The organism is Neorhizobium sp. P1_A6 (assembly GCF_056406795.1).
The window spans coordinates 58,818-79,129 of the sequence record NZ_JBFTZM010000020.1; the positions used below are offsets into that span (position 1 = coordinate 58,818).

At 62.2% G+C, this 20,312-nt stretch carries 10 protein-coding genes; 3 read left to right on the top strand and 7 right to left on the bottom strand.

All coding sequences use genetic code 11. The features are described from left to right. The first annotated feature begins 160 nt into the window (after positions 1-160). Positions 161-1,930, top strand: a complete 1,770-nt coding sequence (locus AC1D3C_RS26820) for a glucan ABC transporter ATP-binding protein/ permease (protein ID WP_038546831.1) — start codon at positions 161-163, stop codon at positions 1,928-1,930. Between the two features lie 103 nt (positions 1,931-2,033). Here the strand turns inward: AC1D3C_RS26820 and AC1D3C_RS26825 are convergent, their stop codons facing one another. Then, complete coding sequence (locus AC1D3C_RS26825; protein ID WP_477485014.1) at positions 2,034-10,538, bottom strand: glycoside hydrolase family 94 protein; 8,505 nt, start codon at positions 10,536-10,538, stop codon at positions 2,034-2,036. Positions 10,539-10,970: 432 nt separating this feature from the next. Here AC1D3C_RS26825 and AC1D3C_RS26830 point away from each other — a divergent pair, with 432 nt between their 5' ends. Next, positions 10,971-12,134 (top strand): M20 aminoacylase family protein, encoded by a 1,164-nt coding sequence (locus tag AC1D3C_RS26830; protein WP_247033965.1) that lies wholly within the window; start codon positions 10,971-10,973, stop codon positions 12,132-12,134. 95 nt (positions 12,135-12,229) lie between these two features. On the opposite strand, the gene AC1D3C_RS26835 is transcribed toward AC1D3C_RS26830, so the two are convergent. From AC1D3C_RS26835 to AC1D3C_RS26860, 6 genes are all read right to left on the bottom strand, one after another. Then, positions 12,230-12,367 carry a hypothetical protein gene (locus tag AC1D3C_RS26835; protein ID WP_157885188.1) on the bottom strand — a complete coding sequence of 46 codons (138 nt, stop codon included), beginning with the start codon at positions 12,365-12,367 and terminating at the stop codon, positions 12,230-12,232. Between the two features lie 180 nt (positions 12,368-12,547). After that, entirely contained in the window at positions 12,548-13,522 is a 975-nt protein-coding gene (locus tag AC1D3C_RS26840) for a threonine ammonia-lyase (RefSeq protein WP_477485015.1), read from the bottom strand. Positions 13,523-13,610: 88 nt separating this feature from the next. Further along, entirely contained in the window at positions 13,611-14,441 is an 831-nt protein-coding gene (locus tag AC1D3C_RS26845) for an endonuclease/exonuclease/phosphatase family protein (RefSeq protein ID WP_477485016.1), read from the bottom strand. Positions 14,442-14,503: 62 nt separating this feature from the next. Then, positions 14,504-15,964, bottom strand: a complete 1,461-nt coding sequence (gene cls / locus AC1D3C_RS26850) for a cardiolipin synthase (protein ID WP_477485017.1) — start codon at positions 15,962-15,964, stop codon at positions 14,504-14,506. Between the two features lie 76 nt (positions 15,965-16,040). Next, the gene (locus AC1D3C_RS26855; RefSeq protein WP_477485018.1) at positions 16,041-17,396 is read right to left on the bottom strand and encodes an aspartate aminotransferase family protein; all 1,356 of its coding nucleotides are present in this window, start codon (positions 17,394-17,396) and stop codon (positions 16,041-16,043) included. A gap of 133 nt (positions 17,397-17,529) precedes the next feature. After that, positions 17,530-18,963: a M20 family metallopeptidase gene (locus tag AC1D3C_RS26860; RefSeq protein ID WP_477485019.1), complete on the bottom strand. Its 1,434-nt coding sequence runs from the start codon at positions 18,961-18,963 to the stop codon at positions 17,530-17,532. 528 nt (positions 18,964-19,491) lie between these two features. On the opposite strand from AC1D3C_RS26860, the gene AC1D3C_RS26865 reads away from it, so the two are divergent. After that, a partial coding sequence (locus AC1D3C_RS26865) for an ABC transporter substrate-binding protein (protein ID WP_477485020.1) occupies positions 19,492-20,312 on the top strand: 821 nt, incomplete at its 3' end.

Here is a 20,312-nt window from a genome sequence, read left to right on the forward strand (position 1 = left end):
GAACTGGTTCGAGACACCGAATACGGGAAGTCTTGCTCTCCATGAAACATTTCTGGCAGAAGGGTATTATCTCCGGCATCCGTCGCGGAATTGCCGTTTACGATCATTAGATTACCGATGCCGCTGCCATGGCGGCTCCACATGAAAAAGGTTGCGCCAGTTGACRCTGTTCCAGGTTTACGCACGAGCCCTCAGATATCTGGCCAAGAACAAATGGCGCGTCGGTGCCGTCGTCGTCGCCAATATCGTGCTGGCCGTCATCACCATTGCCGAACCGATCCTGTTCGGACGCATCATCGACGCCATTTCATCCGGCGGCACTGTTACTCCGGTCTTGATTTTATGGGCCGGTTTCGGCGTCTTCAATACCGTCGCCTACGTGCTTGTCTCCCGCGAGGCCGACAGGCTCGCCCATGGTCGACGCGCGTCGCTGCTGACCGAGGCTTTCGGACGCATCATCTCCATGCCGCTTGCCTGGCACCACACCCGCGGCACCTCCAATGCGCTGCATACCCTGCTGCGTGCCGCAGAGAGCCTGTTCGGCCTGTGGCTCGAATTCATGCGCACTCACCTCGCCACCGCAGTGGCGCTTGTTCTGCTGATCCCGACCGCAATCTCCATGGATTGGCGACTGAGCCTCGTCCTTTTGGTGCTGAGCATCCTCTACTGGATCATCGGCGTTACGGTGATGAACCGCACCAAGGAGGGCCAGGCCTCGGTCGAGAACCACTACCACACTGTCTTCTCGCATGTGAGCGACGCGATCAGCAACGTGTCGGTGCTGCACAGCTATAACCGCATCGAAGCCGAGACCCTGGCGCTCAAGGACTATACTAAAGATTTGCTCGCAGCCCAATATCCGGTGCTCGACTGGTGGGCCTTGGCGGGCGCGCTCAACCGTACTGCCTCGACGGTTTCCATGGGCGTCATCCTCGTCATCGGTACGCTTCTGGTCCAGCGGGGCGAAATCCGGGTCGGCGATGTCGTGGCCTTCATCGGCTTCGCCAACCTGCTGATCGGCCGTCTCGATCTGCTGCGCCAGTTCGCGACCCAGATTTTCGAAGCGCGCGCCAAGCTCGAAGACTTCTTCACCCTTGAGGATTCCGTCGAAGAGCGTGCCGAGCCGGCCGATGCCGCCGACCTCGGCGAGGTTCGCGGCGAGGTGGAATTCCGCGACGTCTCCTTCGGTTTCGCCAGTACGAGCCAGGGCGTCCACAACGTCTCCTTCACCGCAAAGGCCGGGGAGACGGTTGCCATCGTCGGCCCGACCGGTGCCGGCAAGACGACGCTTATCAACCTCCTGCAGCGTGTCTACGATCCCCAGGAAGGCAAGATCCTCATCGATGGCGTCGATATCGGCAAGGTGACGCGGAAATCACTGCGCCATTCCATCGCCACCGTCTTCCAGGACGCGGGTCTCCTGAACCGGTCGATCAGCGAAAACATCCGCCTCGGCCGCGAAGGGGCGAGTGAAGAGGAAATCGCCAAGGCGGCGGAAGCCGCCGCAGCCGCCGAGTTCATCGAAACCCGGTTGAACGGCTATGAGACGCCTGTCGGCGAGCGCGGCAACCGCTTATCCGGCGGCGAGCGCCAGCGCATCGCCATTGCCCGCGCCATCCTCAAGAATGCGCCGATCCTTGTCCTCGACGAGGCGACCAGTGCGCTGGACGTCGAGACCGAGGCTCGCGTCAAGACGGCCATCGACCGCCTTCGCGAGAACCGCACCACCTTCATCATCGCCCACCGGCTTTCGACCGTTCGCGATGCGAACAAGGTGATCTTCCTCGAGAACGGCCGCGTCGCCGAGATGGGCAGCTATGACGAACTCAGCGAGAGCGGAGGACGTTTTGCCTCGCTGCTGAAGGCAAGCGGCATCCTGACCGACGACGAAGCGAAGGATCACACGACATCGGAGGCCCAGCCCGCCTGACCAGTCGATCCCGAAGTCGGTCGATCCCGAAGCCCAACGAAAAAACCCGCCGCCATTCGCATGGCGGCGGGTTTTTTTTGTCTGTTTCCGATGATCGGGGATCTCAGCTATCGGCCGGTTCCGGCAGCCGCTTCGCAGCGGCTCCGTCGAGAAGGAAACCTTCCGTCTCATTGACCGCCTGACCGTCGATCGTGACCTTGTCGCCTTCGACGGTGATCTTGTGCACCGTGTCGTCGATGGTCAGTTCGGCGGTAAAGCCATTCCAATCGGTCGGCAGCGCCGGATTGACGAACAACCGGTCGCCCTGACGGCGGATGCCGAGGATGCCCTCGGTGGCCGCACGATAGAGCCAGCCCGCAGAACCCGTATACCAGGTCCAGCCGCCGCGGCCGGTATGGGAACCGTGACCATAGACATCGGCCGCGACCACATAGGGTTCGACGCGATAGGTCTCGGCCGCATCGTGATCGAGCGCGTGGTTGATCGGGTTCAGCATCTGGAAGCACTTCCAGGCGTCGTCGCCCCGTTTCAGCGCTGCCAGCGCCAGCACGACCCAGATCGCTGCATGGGTATATTGGCCGCCGTTTTCACGAACACCCGGCGGATAGGCCTTGATATAGCCCGGGTCCTTGCGGGTATCCTGGAACGGCGGCGTGAACAGGCGGATGATGCCGGCCTGGCTGTCGACCAGCTTTTCGAGCACCGCATCCATCGCCTGGGCGGCACGCTCCGGATCGCCTTCGCCCGAGAGCACACTCCAGGACTGGGCGAGCGAGTCGATCCGGCATTCGTCGCTGGTGCTCGAGCCGAGCGCAGAACCGTCGTCGAAATAACCGCGCCGGTAGTAGGTGCCGTCCCAGCCTGCCTTTTCGAGCGCCTGCTTCAGCGTTTCGATATGGTCGGTCCAGCGCTGGATGCGCTTCTTGTCCTTACGGGCCTCCGCATAGGGCAGGAAGTTGCGCAGTGCCGCGGCCAGGAACCAGCCGAGCCAGACGCTCATGCCGCGGCCGCCGATGCCGACGCGGTTCATGCCGTCGTTCCAGTCGCCGCCGAGGATGAGCGGCAGGCCCTTGTCGCCAGTGCGCGTGATCGCCAGGTCCAGCGCCCTTGCCGCATGTTCGTAGACGGTTGCGGTCTCGGTCGACACCGTCGGCTGGAAGAAGGAGTCGTGCTTGTTCTTTTCGAGCACCGGACCGTCGATGAACGCCAGTTCCTCGTCGAGCAGCGATGCATCGCCGGTGACCGAGACATACTGGTGGATACCGTAGGCGAGCCAGACGACGTCGTCGGAGATCATCGTCCGGACACCGGCGCCGGAGCCGGGCAGCCACCAATGCAGCACGTCGCCTTCCTTGAATTGCCGCGAGGCCGCATTGACGATCTGACGACGGGCGAGCGACGGCTCGTGCACCAGGAAGGCCAAGGTATCCTGCAGCTGGTCGCGGAACCCGAACGCGCCGGATGCCTGGTAGAAGGCTGTGCGGGCCATGATGCGGCAGCCGAGCGCCTGGTAGGGCAGCCAGTGGTTGACCATGTTGTCGAGCGACTTGTCCGGCGTCGAGATCTTCAGACGGCCGGTGAAGCCGGTCCAGAAGTCGCGGTTCGCCTTGAGGATCGGAGTGAACTCCTCGCCGCGCAGCTGGGCGACCAGCGCCTGAGCCTCTTCCTTGGTATCGGCATCGCCGAGATAGAAGGTGACCGTCTTCTCTTCGCCCGGGGCAAGCTCGATGTCATAGGCGAGCGCCGCGCAAGGGTCGCCGTCGAGATCGAGGGCGTTGCTCAGCGCCGAAGCGGACATCACCGCCGCCGGCATCTGGACCGAGCCGAAACGGCCGATGAATTCGCGGCGGCTCGCCGTGAAGCCGACCGGCGTCTCCTTCATGCCCATGAAGGCAAAACGGCGGTAGTCGATGCTGTAGGAATTGGTGGCGAAAAGCGTCCCCGTCTCCTCGTCGCGGCTGGAGAGGATGAACGGGATGGACCGGGCCGGATTGGCGCCCAGCAGCCATTCCACGTAACCGTAGATACGCAGCCTGCGGGTTTCGGAGCCGCCGTTATGGAGGAGGATGGACGAGAGCTTTGCGGCCCGTGTCCTGTCGACCGTCTGGGTCAGCCTGATCTTCAGGCCTTCTTCTTCGCTCGAGAAGACGGAGTAGCCAAGGCCGTGGCGGGTTTCGAACTTGACCTCCGGCTTGCGCGACAGAACCGCGAAAGGCGTCATGACCGCGCCGCTATCCCGGTCGGCGACGTAGAACGCCTCGCCGGGACGGTTGATGACCATATCGTTGGTCCAGGCCGTCAGCTGATAGTCGCGGGAGTTCTTGGCCCAGGTGAAGCCCGAACCTTCCGCCGAAATGTGGAAGCCGAACTTATCGTTCGAGATGATGTTGATCCACGGCTGCGGCGTCGACTGGCCGCCGTGCAGGCGCACCACATATTCGCTGCCGTCCTTGGTGAAACCGCCGAAACCGTTCCAGAAGTCGAGATCCGCCGGTGCCTCGATCGGAGCGGCGGGCTGGAAGATCTCGCCGTTGAGCAGCGGACGGCGGTCGATCTCGATCTGCTGGTCCTTCGGCGGCGCGAAGATCGTTGCCGTGCGGTTGAGCTGGTCGCTGATCTTGCCGTTGCGGGCGTGCAGAACCACGCGGGATGCGGCGATCAGGCCTTCCGAACCCTCGTCGTCCATGATGTCACGGCGCAGCGAGAAGACGTGCTGGCGCTGGCCCTCCTGCTGACTGAGGCGGCGGGAGTTCTCCGAGAGATGTTCCAGCGCCTGCTGCATTTCCTGCGCATAGGAAGCCGCCCGCTCGTTGAAGATCACGAGGTCAGTGACGACGCCGCGCGAGCGCAGATATTCCTGGGCGCTCATCGCCTCCTTGGCGACCGGCATGTCGTTGTCATCGTTGATACGCAGCGTGAAGATCGGGAAGTCGCCGGAAACCGACGACGGCCAGAGCGACGACTGCGGCTGCATGCCCGCGTGTATGGTCGCCTGGTCGGCGCGAAGCTGCATGTCCGGATAGATGAGGTAGCGCGCCAGGTGCTGGAACGCCGCCGCATCCTGCGAAGAGACGCCGAGGTGGCGCATCTGCACCTGGGTGCGCGTCCAGGCCTGCGTGAGCTCGGTCTGGAAGGCGTCCGGATGGCGATAACGTTCGATCGCCTGGTCGAGTTCTTCGCGCCCGGGTGCCGCGATCGTCCAGAAGATCACGCTCACCTTCTTGCCGGCCGGCACGCGCACGACGCGGCGCAGCGACAGGATGGGATCGAGGGTGAAGCCGTCGGTGCCCGACAGGGTCGCGCCGGGATCGAAGGCTGCAGCTTCCGAAAGCGTGCGGCCGCGGCCGAGGAACTTGCGGCGGTCGGTCTCGAATTCGGTCGGCCGGGCCGAACCGGCATTGTCAGCCGCGAGATGGGCGATGATCATGTCCGGTTCGTTCGGCGCCCGCTTGTTGCGCCAAGCGCGGATGACGTCGCCGCGGCGGCCGATTTCGGTGCGGACGAACATCCGCTGGAAGACCGGGTGGGCGTTGTCGTCGTCCTCGCTGGTCAGCACGGGTTCCATATAGGACGTCACTTCGATGAAGCGGTCCTCGGTACCCATGTTGAGCAGCGTCAGGCGGCGGCCTTCGGCATCGTGTTCGCTGGCAACGATGCATTCGACCGTGCTCGTGAGGTCGCCGACCGTCTTGTGGAATTCAGCCCGTTCGTCGGAAAAGATCGCCCTGGTCTTTTCGCCTTCGATACGACGCGGTTCGGCGGTGGCGGACCACCATTCGCCGTTCGTTGTATCGCGCAGGAACAGGAACTGGCCCCAGCGATCTTCGGTCGGGTCGGGTTTCCAGCGGGCGACCGACAGTCCGTTCCAGCGGGAATATCCCGAGCCGGTCGCGGTGAGCATGACCGAGTAGTGACCGTTGGAAAGCAGCGCCAGCTCGCGGTCTTTGGTGGCCGGGTTGGTGATGGTGCGGATTTCCGAACGCAACAGTTCGCCCTGGCCCTTGCCGGGGGTTTCTTCGTGCTTGGCGCTCATCACCGGAATGTCGCGCGGCGCCTTTTCCTGCAGCAGCAGTTCGGCAGCCTCGATGGTCGGGTCGGAATGGAAGAGCTCGCGCAGCAGGCCGTTCATCACGACGTTGGCGATCGCGGCGATCGACATGCCGTGGTGGTGGGCATAATAGTTGAACACTACCGCGTAGCGCTTGCCTTCCGGCACGCGGGTCGGCGTGAAATCCACCGCATCGTAGAAACCGAACACCCCGAGCGCTCCGAGCGAGCGCAGTTCGGTGAGGTTTTCAGAGGCCGCGATCGGGTCGTACTGGCTGGCCAGGATCGACGCATAGGGGGCGATGACGGCGTTCTGCCCGAGACCGCGCTTGAGGCCGAGCGTCGGCACGCCGAAGTTCGAATATTGATAATACATCTGATGGTCGAGAGCATTGAATGCCGCTTCCGAGATGCCCCATGGCGTGCCGAGGCGGCGGCCGTGGTTCATCTGTTCCTTGACGATCAGATTGTTGGTCTGGTTGAGAATGCCCCCCTGACGCTCCTGCATGACGAGCGGCGGCATGAGGTATTCGAACATTGAGCCGGACCAGGAGACCAGCGCGCCTCGCGCGCCGATCGGCACCACCTGGCGGCCGAGCTTGTACCAGTGCTCGGTCGGCAGGTCGCCCTTGGCGATCCCGAAAAGGCTGGTCAGACGCGCTTCGGATGCGAGAAGGTCATAGCAGGCCTCGTCGATCTCGTTGGTCTCGACCCGATAGCCGATCGACAGAAGGCGGCGCTCCTTGCGGAACAGGAAGCTGAAATCCATCGCGAAAGCGAGGCTGCGGGTTCGGTCGCGCAGCACGCCGAGCCGCTCCCGCAGCGATTCGATATTGGCATTGTCGAAGACGCTATCGGCGATATGCGCCTCGCAGGCGGCGACGAGAGACGCCGACCAGCGGGTAACTTCGTCGCTCTGGGTCGAGCGGACTTCCTGATCGAGGTTGACTGCGAGCTTCTGGATGTCGCGGGCCAGCACGGCGAGGTTGATGATCCGGATCGAGGCGAATTCATGCTCGCGCTTGACCGCGGCAAGCGCATTGCCGAAGCCGGCGATACGCTCCTCCAGACGGCGACGCAGCGGGCGCACGGTCTTGCGGTCGTCCGGCAGGGCCTTCAGCGTTTCGGCCAGAATGCCGCAGACGTCGCCGATGCCGTCGAGATTGCCCTGAAGGTGCGCGGAAGGGGCCTCGGCCCAGATGCGCAACGCCGACGAGATGGCAATCAGATGGCCGGCGAAGTTGCCGCTGTCGACCGACGAGACGTAGCGCGGCATCAGCGGCTGCAGGGTGTCGGTATGATACCAGTTGTACATGTGGCCGCGGAACTTGTCGGCTCTTTCAACCGCAGAGATCGTCTGCTCGATGCGCTCGATCGTGTCGGTGAAGCTGATCCAGCCGAAATGCCGCGCCGAGATCGTCGACAGCAGGTAGACGCCGATATTGGTCGGCGACGTGCGCTTGGCGATGACCGGGTTCGGCCTCTCCTGGAAATTGTCCGGCGGCAGGTAGTTCTGCTCCGCGGTCACGAAAGTCTCGAAATACCGCCAGGTGCGGCGGGCGATCTTGCGCAGTTCGACCGACACCGGTTCCGGCACGAACAACCGATCTTCGGTCTCAGCCGACTGGCTAACGTACCAGGCGACGAGCGGTGAGAAGATCCACAACACGGCGAACGGAATACCGACCAGGAATGCATTGTCGCCCGGCATGGCCGACAGGATGATGCTGAGCACGGCGATTGCCGGCGCATGCCACATCGTCTTGTAATAATCCTGCGGGCTTCCTTGCGCGCTCGACTGGATCGAGGCGGCGGTGCGCCATTCCAGCATCAGCTTGCGGCTGAAGAACAGGCGGTAGAGAGACCGGGCGATCGCGTCGGTCATGATGCAGGCGGAATCCGCGATGAAGACGACGCGGAGCGCGACCTGCGCATTGGCGGAACGCATGTCCGACCAGACGGAATAGAAATGCGCGCCGGGAACGATATCGGTGGAACTCGGCAGCAGGCCGGTGACCAGGCTGAGAGTCGGAGCGACGAACAGCGAGAAGATCAGCAGGATCTGCCAGATCAGCGCGCCGAGCGGATCCATGAAGTACCAGCCGAGCACGGAAGCGAAGAACCAGGCGATCGGGGTCAGCGACCGGCGCAGGTTGTCGATCATCTTCCAGCGGCCAAGCGCAGTCACGCCCCGCTTCGGATCAAGGATGTAGGGCAGGAGCTGCCAGTCGCCACGAGCCCAGCGATGCTGACGCGAAACCTCGACCTCGTAGCGGACCGGAAAGTCTTCGACCAGTTCCACGTCGGTCACGAGAGCGCAGCGTGCGAACGAACCTTCGAGAAGGTCATGCGAGAGAACCGAATTCTCATCGATCCGGCCCTTGAGCGAGGCCTCAAAGGCATCGACGTGATAGAGGCCCTTGCCGGTGAAGCTGCCTTCGCCGGTCAGGTCCTGGTAGACGTCGGAGACGGTGAAGACGTACGGGTCGAGACCGCGGCCGACGGAGAAGACGCGCTGGAAGACCGAGGCTTCCTTGCCAGTCGTCAGCGACGGCGTCACGCGCGGCTGCATCAGACCATAGCCGTGGATGACGCGATTGGTTTTCGGATCGAGCACCGGCTGGTTGATCGGGTGGTGCATCTTGCCGACGAGCTTGGTCACCGCATCGCGCATCAGGCGCGTATCGGCATCGAGCGTCATGACGTATTGGACGTCCGGCGGAACGATATTGGCACCCGGAAGATAGCTGGTGTCGCGATCACCGCGCAGCAACATGTTGAGCTCATGCAGCTTGCCGCGCTTGCGCTCCCAGCCCATCCATGCGCCTTCGGCGGGATTGAACAGGCGGCGGCGATGCAGCAGATAGAAGCGCGCCTTGTCATCCTCCCCATACTTGGCGTTGAGCGCTGCGATCTCGCGCTTCGCATAGTCGAGGATTTCGAGGTCGGTATCGGTCTCTTCGAACTTGCTGTCGCGCCAGTCGCTGAGCAGAGAGAAGTAGATTTCACCGTGGTGATTGGCGAGATAATGGACCTCGAGGTTGCGGACGAGTTCGTCCACGGTATCGCGATCGGTGATCAGGCAGGGTACGGCAACCAGCGTTCTTGCCGCTTCCGGAATGCCCTCCTTGAACTCGTAGCCGACCAGCCGGGCTGGCCTCACCACATAGGTCACCAGCGTATTGAACAGGCCGGTCGCGCCTTCGGAAGCCGGCAGTGCAAACATCAGCAGGAAGCAGAAGACGACCGGCAGCGGAATATCCGCCTGCACCAGGAACCAGCCGGCAATCGCCATGGCGAGAACGGTGATCAGGATGACCGGGCCGGCGATCGCAAACCAGTTGAGGCGGCGGACGAGGCGGACAAATTTCTGGACGAACAGCAGATCGTAGCCGACTGCCGCTTCCAGCTCCCGGCGGCGGCGGCCGACGACGAAAGCGCCGACATTGGTCTCGCGCGGATCGGCATTTTCTTCCGCAGACGCCTTTTCGGCGAGCTGGATGGCGGCTTCCGCCACCTCGGCCTCGCTCTTGCGGGAGCGGCGGGCGATCTGTTCGATACGGTTGCGATAGGCGTTGCGCGAACCGAAATCGAGCGCCTGATAGTCGGTGCGCTCGCGGAAGATCTTGTCGATCTGCGAGACGTCTTCGAACCAGACGCTCCACTCCGTGTCGTCGATCTCGCGCAGGCTCTTGATGATGTTGCCCATCGTCACGTTGCCGGACGACAGACGGTTCTGTTCGGCGAGCATCACCTCTTCGACGCCGGTGTCTGCCTGTTCGAGACGCTGCTCCAGCCAGGCGACGGCAAAACCCGAGGTCTGCGAGGCATTGCGAAGGCGATAGAGGAATTGCGCCGTGAACGTGTTGTCGTTCGTCAGGTTCTCGATGCCCTTCAGGACATCGGCGCTCGCCTCCTCGTTATTGAGGCGGATGATCTCGTCGGCCGTCTCGTTGGCGCGGCGGCGCATGTTGCGCGAGCGATCGACACGGGTGGCGATGCGGCGCAGGTTCTCGATCAGCACGAAACGGATGAACGAGGGCAGCGCCCAGAGTTCACCGATCTCGAGCGGTTCCTTGACCTGGAAACCCTGGACCATGGAGGCCAGCGCTTCGCGGGAAATGCTGCTGTGGGTATGGGCGACGTAGAGCCAGGCGAGCGCCAGGACGCGCGGCAATTCCTGGCCGCCGACCGTCATCGTCGGCAACTGGCGGAAGAATTTCTTCGGGAAGTCGCGGCGGACTTCCTGGATCGCCTCTTCGACGATGTAATAGTTGTCGAGCAGCCATTCTGCGGCGGGCGTGATCGACGCGCCGGCATCGACATCGGTAGCCGTCGCCCGATAGACCCGAAGGATTTCCTTCTCGTTCTCCTCATGCCGCTTGAAGAACTCGAACGCCATCAAGCCCGGCAGGCTGGAGGTGCCCTCCTTGCCGAGTTTCTCGCCGCATTCCCGCAATGCATCGATGTTGAAATAGGTCGAGCGGATCGAGTCGTTATGATCGATCTGCTTGGCTTCGGTTTCGCGCGAGGAAGCTGACGGCGGAGTGTGAAATGACATGGATACGGGCTTCTGCTGAAAACTTTAAGGGTTTGTCGGCCTCGCCTTACTCGGCCTGCATCGGAAGCGCCAGTCATCATTTGGATTATGGTGACCAGCCGGATGCAAACCCGCGAGGATGGGAAATAGAGAGCAGTCCGGATATTGCAAACGACTGACTGAAATCTATTGCTCACTTCCTGCGGATTGACACATGTTCCGGCTCTATCGAGGCTCGCCTGAATGGAACCTGAACGGAAGCACCCCATTGATAACGCGATGAATTTCGAGCCGGCGCGGCGGGCCTGTCCGAGCGCCTTGCGGTAGCGGGAACGGCGAAATTTAATCGGCAAGGGTTTACCTTCCGGAGGCCCGGCTGATATTCATCGTGGACGCAAGGGCGATCTCGTCGTGCCCGCGACCGGTCCAATCGAACCTTCGGTGTTTTGAACGATGACGATCCAGTTTTCCAACTATATGGCCGAAGTGGTGGCCACTCGCCGTTACCTTCATCAACATCCGGAACTCGGCCTGTCGGAGTTCAACACATCCGATTTCGTCGCCGCTCAGCTCATCGGTCTCGGATATGAAGTCACCCGCGGCCTCGGCAAGACGGGCGTTGTCGCCACCTTGAAGAACGGCACCAGCGGCCGGTCGATCGGCATCCGAGCCGATATGGATGCGCTGCCGATCGAGGAAGAAACCGGTGCGGAATATGCCAGCAGGAACAAAGGCCTGATGCACGCCTGCGGCCATGACGGCCACACCGCGATGTTGCTGGGCGCGGCCAGGATCCTTGCCGAGAGGAGGAATTTCGATGGCACGATCCACCTGATCTTCCAGCCGGCGGAGGAAAATTTCGGCGGCGCCCGGTTGATGATCGAGGACGGCCTCTTCGAGCGTTTCCCCTGCGATGCCGTGTTCGGGCTGCACAACGACCCCAGCCTGCCCTTCGGCCAGATCGGCGTAAAGGAAGGCCCGATGATGGCGGCGGTCGACGAATGCCGCATCACGGTCAATGGCCGCGGCGGCCATGGCGCCGAGCCGCAGGATACATCGGATCCGATCGTCTGCGGCGCGAGCATCATCATGGCGCTGCAGACGATCGCCTCGCGCAACATCCACCCGCTCGACCAGATGGTGATCACCGTCGGCGCTTTCCATGCCGGCATGGCGAGCAACGTCATTCCGGAGCGGGCGGAAATGCTGCTCACCATCCGCTCCTTCGATCCGGACGTCCGCAACGAGCTGGAAAGGCGCATCCGGATGGTCGCCGAAGGCCAGGCCGCCAGTTACGGCATGAGCGTCACGCTCGATTACAAGCGGGGTTACGAGGCGACCATCAATCACAAGGCGGAAACGGATTTCGTCCGCGACCTCGCCCGCCGCGTCGTCGGCGAGGACAAGGTCATCGATCTGCCCCGCCCGTCCATGGGTGCCGAGGACTTCGCCTATATGCTGGCGGAGCGGCCGGGCACCTATTTCCTGCTCGGCACCAGGCGCACCGACAGCGACCCGCCGCTGCACCACCCCCGTTTCGACTTCAACGACGACGCGCTGCCGATCGGAACCAGCTTCTGGGTAGAGCTTGCCGAAGCCTATCTTCCGACGAGATAAGCCCGAAACGAAAACACCTCCCGAGCGGCAAGCGCGGGAGGTGTTTCGGTCTTGGGAGAACCAAGCCCGATTTGAAAAGGCGAAACCTGAAAGGCTCAGGGGAAAAGGCCGAGCGTGACAGCGCCGACAAAGATGAACGCTGCCGTGACCAGGGCGGTATGCGCCGCCCACTGCCATTTGCCCGCGGCGCTGCGGACTGGGAAAGACCGTGTCTGATGCTCTATATGACGCATTGGATGTCTCCCGGGTTCTGCTTTCGCCCTTTTCGGACGTTTAACCTATCCTAGCTTATCTCTACCAAGCCGATAGAGATAATGTTCCAACCTGCCACCAGTTCCGTAGAAAATCCTTTTTTCTTAACGGCCCTTCCGGGTGTTTAACGGTTTATTATACCCAGGCCCCTCGCGAGCCCTTCAGGCGCCAAAACGATCCAGCGCCAGACGGAAGATATCCGGGTCGATATTGCCGCCCGAGCAGACGGCAATCACCGTATCGCCCAGCGTCTCGCCATGGAAAAGAGCGGCCGCCAATGCCACCGCCCCGCCGGGTTCGACAACGATCTTCAGCCGGCTGAAGGCAAGCGCCACCGCATGCAACGTTTCGTCGTCGGTCACCACGAGACCTGCGCCGCAGAGCTTCGACATGATCGGAAAGGTGATGTTGCCGGGCTGCGGCGTGACGATCGCATCGCAAAGCGAACCGCCCTGGGTCGCGTTGCGCTCGATCTTTCCGGAAGCCAGCGAGCGCGTCACGTCGTCAAAGCCTTGCGGCTCGCAAGGATGCACGAGAAACCCAGGGGCCTTGGCGTTCAAGGCCAGCGCAACGCCAGAAATGAAGCCACCGCCGCCGGTCGGCACCAGCACATCGGCCTTCTCGATTCTTTCCTCCTTGGCCTGTTCGGCGATTTCGAGCCCGGTCGTGCCCTGGCCGGCGATCACCAGCGGCTCGTCGAACGGCCTGATCAGCGTCAGGCCGCGCTCCTGCGACAGCCGCGCGCCGATCACATCGCGATCCTCGTTGAGGCGGTCATAGAGCACGACATCCGCGCCATAAGCGCGGGTATTCTCGATTTTGATGCGCGGCGCATCGGACGGCATGATGATCACGCTCGGGATGCCATGCATCCTCGCCGCCAGCGCCACGCCTTGAGCATGGTTGCCCGAAGAGAAAGCGATCACGCCCTTGGCCCGGACGTCGGGTGACAGTGCCGAAATCGCCGACCAGGCGCCGCGAAACTTGAACGAACCCGTGTGCTGCAGGCATTCCGGCTTCACGAAGATGCGCCGCCCGGCGATGTCGTCGAGAAAGGGCGAAGACAACAGCGGAGTGCGGCGCACGTGGCCATCGAGACGGACACGGGCGGCTTCGATCATGGCGATATCGGTCATGCGGGAAATTCCATTCGGAGGGGCGAGGCGGTGAGGCCACAAACCTATCGGCGGTTTCCGTTTCGGTAAAGGCCGGAAAAGGATCGGTTCAGCCGGCTTCCGTCCCTTGAGACAACGGCAGGGAACCGAGCTTCACCACCGCCTTGATGGGCAGGTGATCGGATGCAAGTCGCGCTAGCGGGCTGTCATGGGTTTCGACGGCATCGATCAGCCCGGGCTGGTTCGCCATGATGCGGTCGAGCGCCAGGACAGGCAGGCGCGACGGAAAGCTCGGCACCGCAGCCGGGAGACCGAACACGGTCGCGAGCGTATTCAGGGAGGAGCGGTCACCAAGCCGCCATTCATTGAGATCGCCCATGAGCACGGTCGGCTGCTCGTCACGCGAGCGCAGGATATCGAGGATCATGCGGGCCTGCTGCTGCCGCGAACGGTTGAGCAGGCCGAGATGGACGGCGATGATCCGAAACGCGCTGCCGTCCTTGAGCTCCAGTTCGGTGATCAGAGCGCCCCGCGGCTCGAGCCCCGGCAGCTTGACCTGGTGGACGTCGCGCACGAGACCTTCGCGGAAGAAGACCACATTGCCATGCCAGCCATGCGCCTTGGCGACACCCGAGACGGGCACCGGGAAAAGCCCCGTCTCCCGCTCCATCCAGGCAAGGTCGAGCAGGCCACGCCGCTCGCCGAACCGGGAATCCGCCTCCTGCAGCGCGATCACATCGGCACCGATTTCACGGATCACGTGGCTGGTGCGCGCGGGATCGAACTTTCCGTCGATGCCGACGCATTTGTGCACGTTGTAGGAGGCAATCAGCATGCCGTGTCCGCGTTCACGCTCCTCATGCGTTCCGGCACCGCGGTTCCTTCGAGCCCGGATGGAAGCCAGAATGCTTTTCGGAAGATTGGGACGTTTTTCCCGCATGTTCTTTTGACTATTCGCCGATCAATGAGATCTATAAGGCAAGCTCCCTATCTATCCAGCAACTAGAGATAGGGAGAGCCCAACCAAAACACCCGCTCGATGAGGCGCACGAGGAAGGGCCTTGCCATCAATCCATCGAGTGTCACTTCGGTTGCGGAAGAAATGGCCAGATCTATCCTTCGTTCCAAAGCTTCCGCGAAAGGGCAGTCCAGCACTTCCAGATCGACCTCGAAATTGAGCCGGAGTGATCGCGGATCGAGGTTCGATGAGCCGACATAGGCCCAGCGCCCGTCGATCACCAGAAGCTTGGAATGGTTGAACGGCCCGGATGCCCGCCAGATCCGGCAGTAATTCTTCAACATCTGGTCGAACTGCGCGGTCATCGCCCGGTCGACCAGGACGAGATTGTTGGCGGTCGGCACGACGATATCGACCTCAACCCCGCGCCGGGCGGCGGTGACGAGCGCGGTGATCAGTTCGCGGTCCGGCAGGAAATAAGGCGATACGATGCGGATCGAGGAACGCGCCACGGAAAACGCGCCCATCAGCATCTTGTGGTTGGTCTCGACGCTGCGGTCGGGGCCGGAGGAAACGGCGCGCATGACGACAGGCGAACCGGGGTTCGTCTCCGGCGCCTGCAGCGCCCAGGCCTCGCCCTCCAATGCCTCGTCGGCCGCATATCGCCAATCGGCGGCGGCGATCGCAAACAGGTCGGCGACGACCGGCCCGGTTACCTTGAAATGCGTGTCGAACGAACAGTTGTTGCCGCTGAATTCGCTCGAAAAACCTTCGCGGATATTCATGCCGCCGGTAAACGCCACCCGCCCGTCGATGACCAGGATCTTCCGATGGGTGCGCAGGTTCGCATAAGGCAGCCGCAGCCCCATGATGACGTTGCCGTTGAAGACATCGGCCGTGATCCCGCCCTCTCTGAGCGTGCCGAGCACGCTCGGCACCGAATATCGGGCGCCGACCGCATCGATCAGCACGCGCACCTCGACGCCGCGCTTGACCGCCGCAATCAGCGCATCTGCAAACCGGGTGCCGATCCTGTCCCGGTCGAAGATATAGGTCTCGAGAATAAGGCTGCGTTTCGCCTTGGCGATCGCCTTCAGCATCGCCCCATAAGCTTCGTCACCGGTATCGAGCGCGACGATCGTATTGCCGGTCGTCAGCCGGTGGCGCGTCACCCGGTCTCCAAGCGTCTTCATCGCCCGGAAGCGATGCCCGAATTCCTCGATGATCAGGTCGTTGGTCGCGTCATAGGAAACCACATGCGCGCGGATTTCCCCCTGCAGCAGCGCCCGGCGATCGCTGATCACCGAACGGCGGATGCGATTTATCCCGGCGACAAGATAAAGCAGCGCGCCGACGATCGGAGACAGAACGATGACGCCGACCCAGCCGATCGCGGAGCGGACCTCTTCCTTGGTCATCGCCGCGTGAATCGCAGCTGCGGCCCCCATCAGGACCGACAAAACGAAAAGGATATGCGGCCAATAGGGTTCGATGACATCCAGCATGGCGAGCAATATAGGCGCGCATGGCCCAAGCGCAATCGGAGCCGCACCAATAGGTTAGCGCGGCTCCGGGAGGATATCAGGCCGCGAACTGCTTCGCGAAGACTTCGAGCGAGGCTTCGAACGTGTCGAAGATCGTATCGATTTGTTGCTCGTTGATGATCATCGGCGGGCAGAGCGCCAGCGAGTCGCCGATCGCCCGCGAGATCAGGCCTTTTTCGAGCATGATCGCCAGCAGCTTGGGCCCGAGCTGGCCGGCCGCGAAACCGTCGCGTGGCTTCAGCTCCAGGGCGCCGATGAGGCCGACGCCACGGGCTTCGATCGCCAGCGGATGGCTTTCCAGCGCCTTCAGCCGGCTCTGGAACTTCGGCGCCAGCGCCCGGACATTGCCGACAAGGTCGCGCTCTTCGATGATCGCCAGGTTTTCCAGCGCGACCGCTGCGGCGACCGGATGGCCAGCCGCGGTCACGCCATGGCCGAACGTGCCGATCTTGGCCGATTCATCGGCCAGCGGCCCGTAGACGTTCTCGTTGATCAGCAGCGCCGAAATCGGCTGGTAGGACGACGAAATCTGCTTCGACAGCGTCATGATGTCCGGCTGCAGCGAATAGGTCGTGGTGCCGAACATTTCGCCGGTGCGTCCGAAGCCGCAGATCACCTCGTCGGCAATCAGCAGGATGTCGTATTTCCTGAGCACCTTCTGGATCGCATCCCAGTAACCGGCCGGCGGAACGATGACGCCGCCAGCGCCCATGACCGGCTCGCCTATGAAGGCGGCGACCGTTTCCGGACCTTCCTTGAGGATCAGGTCTTCGAGGTCCTTGGCGCAGCGTTCGACGAAGGCCGTCTCCGTCTCGTTTTCTTCGCTGAAGGCGCGGTAATGCGGGCAGGTCGTGTGGAAGATGCCGGCCAGTGGCAGGTCGAAAGAGCGGTGATTGTTCGGCAGGCCGGTGAGGCTGGCGCTGGCGATCGTCACGCCGTGATAACCCTTGATCCGCGAAATGATCTTCTTCTTTTCCGGCTTGCCGAGCGCGTTCGAACGATACCAGACCATCTTCATGGCCGTATCATTGGCTTCGGAACCGGAATTGGTGAAATAGGCCTTCGACATCGGCACCGGCGCCATCTGGATCAGCTTTTCGGCAAGATCGATCGACGGGCCGTGACTGCGCAGCGTAAAGGTATGGTAATAGGGGAGCTTCGCCATCTGCCTGGCGGCCGCTTCGACAAGACGGCTTTCGCCGAAACCGACGCCGACGCTCCAGAGGCCGGCCATGCCTTCGATATATTTGTTGCCGTTGACGTCGTAGACATAGATGCCCTCGCCGCGATCGATCACCAGCGATCCGTCACGCTCCAGCGCGCGGGCATTGGTGTAGGAGTGGAGCTGGTAAGCTTTGTCCCGAGCTTCGATGGAATTGGGCTGAATAGTCACGACGGACCTCCTGTGAGACACGCAACGGCGTATAAATTTCATAGGCGGAAACGGCGATATTGGACAGCCCAAATCGCCGTTTTCAGAGACGCCGACCGTTCAAAATAGTTGACGCGTCGATCAGTTTATTTGGTCATTTCAGCGTCATTGCCGCGACCGGAGGTTCGGCGCCGGCCGGGATAGGGCTTTTGTAATCCTGTCCCTTGCGCCGCTTCTTGAGATCGGCCCAGGCCGCCTCGCGGAGTTGATCGCTTGTCAGGGCGGCGAGCCCCGTCGCGGCCATCGCCTTGGCGACCGAGACCATGCCCTTGTGGGCAAGTGGGCTCTTGCCCTGCGCAACCACTTGCCAGGTGTGAAGCTGGGTGCCGACGGCGAGCGTCGCGCCATAAGCCTGCACGGTCGGCACGACCCAGCTGACATCGCCGACATCCGTCGATCCGCCCATCTGGCGGTTTTCGGTGTGCTTCGGCAGGATGAAGTCGGCAAGCGGGATATCCCGCTGCTCCAGGCGCTCCTGGTTCCAGCTTGCCACGATGTCTTCCGGCGTCAGCGTGGCACGGATCTGCTCGGCAAACTCGATATCCGCGGCGTCGAACGGCGGCGGGCCCATGCTGTCCCAGACATCCTGCATCACGTCCATCAGCGGAGTGTTGACGACGAGGTTGGAAACGCCGGCCAGGATCGTGCTCTCGACCTTGGTCTCGGTCATCAGCGCCGCACCTTCGGCAACCTTCTTGACCCGCTCGATCAGCGTGAAAAGCCCGGGAAGATCTGCGGAACGGACGACATAGCGCACCTTGGCATGAGCCTGCACGACGTTCGGGGAGATGCCGCCGCTATCCAGGACCGCGTAATGGATGCGGCTTTCGGACGGCATGTGCTCGCGCATATAATTGACACCGACGCTCATCAGCTCGACGGCATCGAGCGCGCTGCGGCCGAGTTCCGGCACCGCGGACGCATGGGCGGCGCGGCCCGTGAACGTGAAGTCGATCCGGCAGTTGGCAAGCGAGGTCTCCCGCTGCACGCCGGCGAAATTGCTGGGGTGCCAGCTGATCGCGATGTCGACATCCTCGAAGGCGCCGGCACGCACCATGAACGCCTTGGCGGCGCCGCCTTCTTCCGCCGGGCAGCCGTAATAACGCACCCGGCCGGGCGTGCCGGTCTTTTCCAGCCAGTCCTTCACCGCGGTCGCCGCCAGCAGCGACGCGGACCCGAGAAGATTGTGGCCGCAGCCATGGCCGTTGGCGCCAGGGATCGTCGGCTCATGCCGGGTGAGACCAGCCTTCTGGCTGAGGCCGGCCAGCGCATCGTATTCGCCGAGAAAGGCGATCACCGGACCGCCCTCGCCCGCCTCGCCGATCAGCGCGGTCGGAATGCCGGCGACATTTTCGGTGATCTTGAAGCCCTGCGCCTCCAGCATCTCGCGATGCACGGCCGCCGAAAGCGTCTCCATGTAGCAGGTTTCCGGCGTCTCCCAAACGCGGTCCGCGAGTTCCGTGAAAACCTCTTTTTTGCGGTTGATGAAATCCCAAACGAGCGGGAGATTGGAATTGCCTGTCGTCATGAAACCGTTGCCTCGATAGATCTATGCTGGTCGGAAGGCCCGAACCGTACCCAATTCCTGGCCGATGGCAATGCGGCATTGCAGCAAAAGTAGGCTGTGCTGAGGGATTGGGCGAAAGGAATGCGGATGTGAATGGCACGCGAATGTTAGCATCTCGACAACCGGATCATAATCGGTATGCTCCCGCGCCATGGCCCGCAGGCAAATCTATGAAACGAGCCTAAAAGAATAAAAATGCACGGGAATTTTGCCGATTTTGTGGAAAATTTTCTAAAAAATAAAGCGGGCGAGAAATTCGATACGGCGGCAGCCGTTGATCGGAATCAAGGAACAAGGGCGTGCCCGGCCTGAAGGCCGGAGCAGACCCGCCAGGAGAAACGCATTTTGAGGCCGGCCGCAGCGAAATATCGCCGGCCAGGAGGTGAACACGGGAATACCAGTCGTTGGGCGCTATATACGCGCCATTCCAGCTGAAGACATCCACCGGGCACGGCACATAAGCCGGCCACAGGTCATCGGGAGATCCATATGAAATACAAACTCACCCTTGCCGCAGCGCTGCTGTCGGCAACATTCTTCGCAAGCGCCGCCAGCGCCAAGACCTTCGTATATTGCTCGGAAGGTTCTCCGGAAGGCTTCGATCCCGGCATCTATACCGCCGGCACGACCTTCGACGCATCGGCGCATCCGATCTACAATCGCCTGCTCGAGTTCAAGCCGGGCACGACCCAGCCGGAAGCCGCCCTTGCCCAGAGCTGGGAAATTTCCGCTGACGGCACCGTCTACACCTTCAAGCTGCGTCCGAACGTCAAGTTCCAGACGACCGACTTCTTCAAGCCGACCCGCAATCTGAACGCCGACGACGTCGTCTTCTCGCTCGGCCGCCAGATCGACGAGAAGAACGCCTGGAACAAGTACATTTCCGGCGCAACCTGGGAATATGCCGACGGCATGGGCTTTCCGAAGCTGATCAAGTCGATCGAGAAGGTCGACGACCTGACGGTCAAGGTCACCCTCAACCGTCCGGAAGCACCGTTCCTCGCCAACGTCGCAATGCCGTTCGCTTCGATCCTGTCGAAGGAATATGCCGACAGCCTCGAGAAGGCCGGCAAGAAGGAACAGCTGAACCAGATGCCGGTCGGCACCGGCCCGTTCACCTTCGTCGGCTACCAGCAGGACGCGGTCATYCGCTACAAGAAGAACGCCGATTTCTGGGGCAAGGCTCCGAAGATCGACGATCTCGTCTTCGCGATCACCACCGACGCCGCCGTTCGCTACCAGAAGCTCAAGGCCGGCGAATGCCACCTGATGCCCTATCCGAACGCTGCCGACGTGAAGGCGATGAAGGC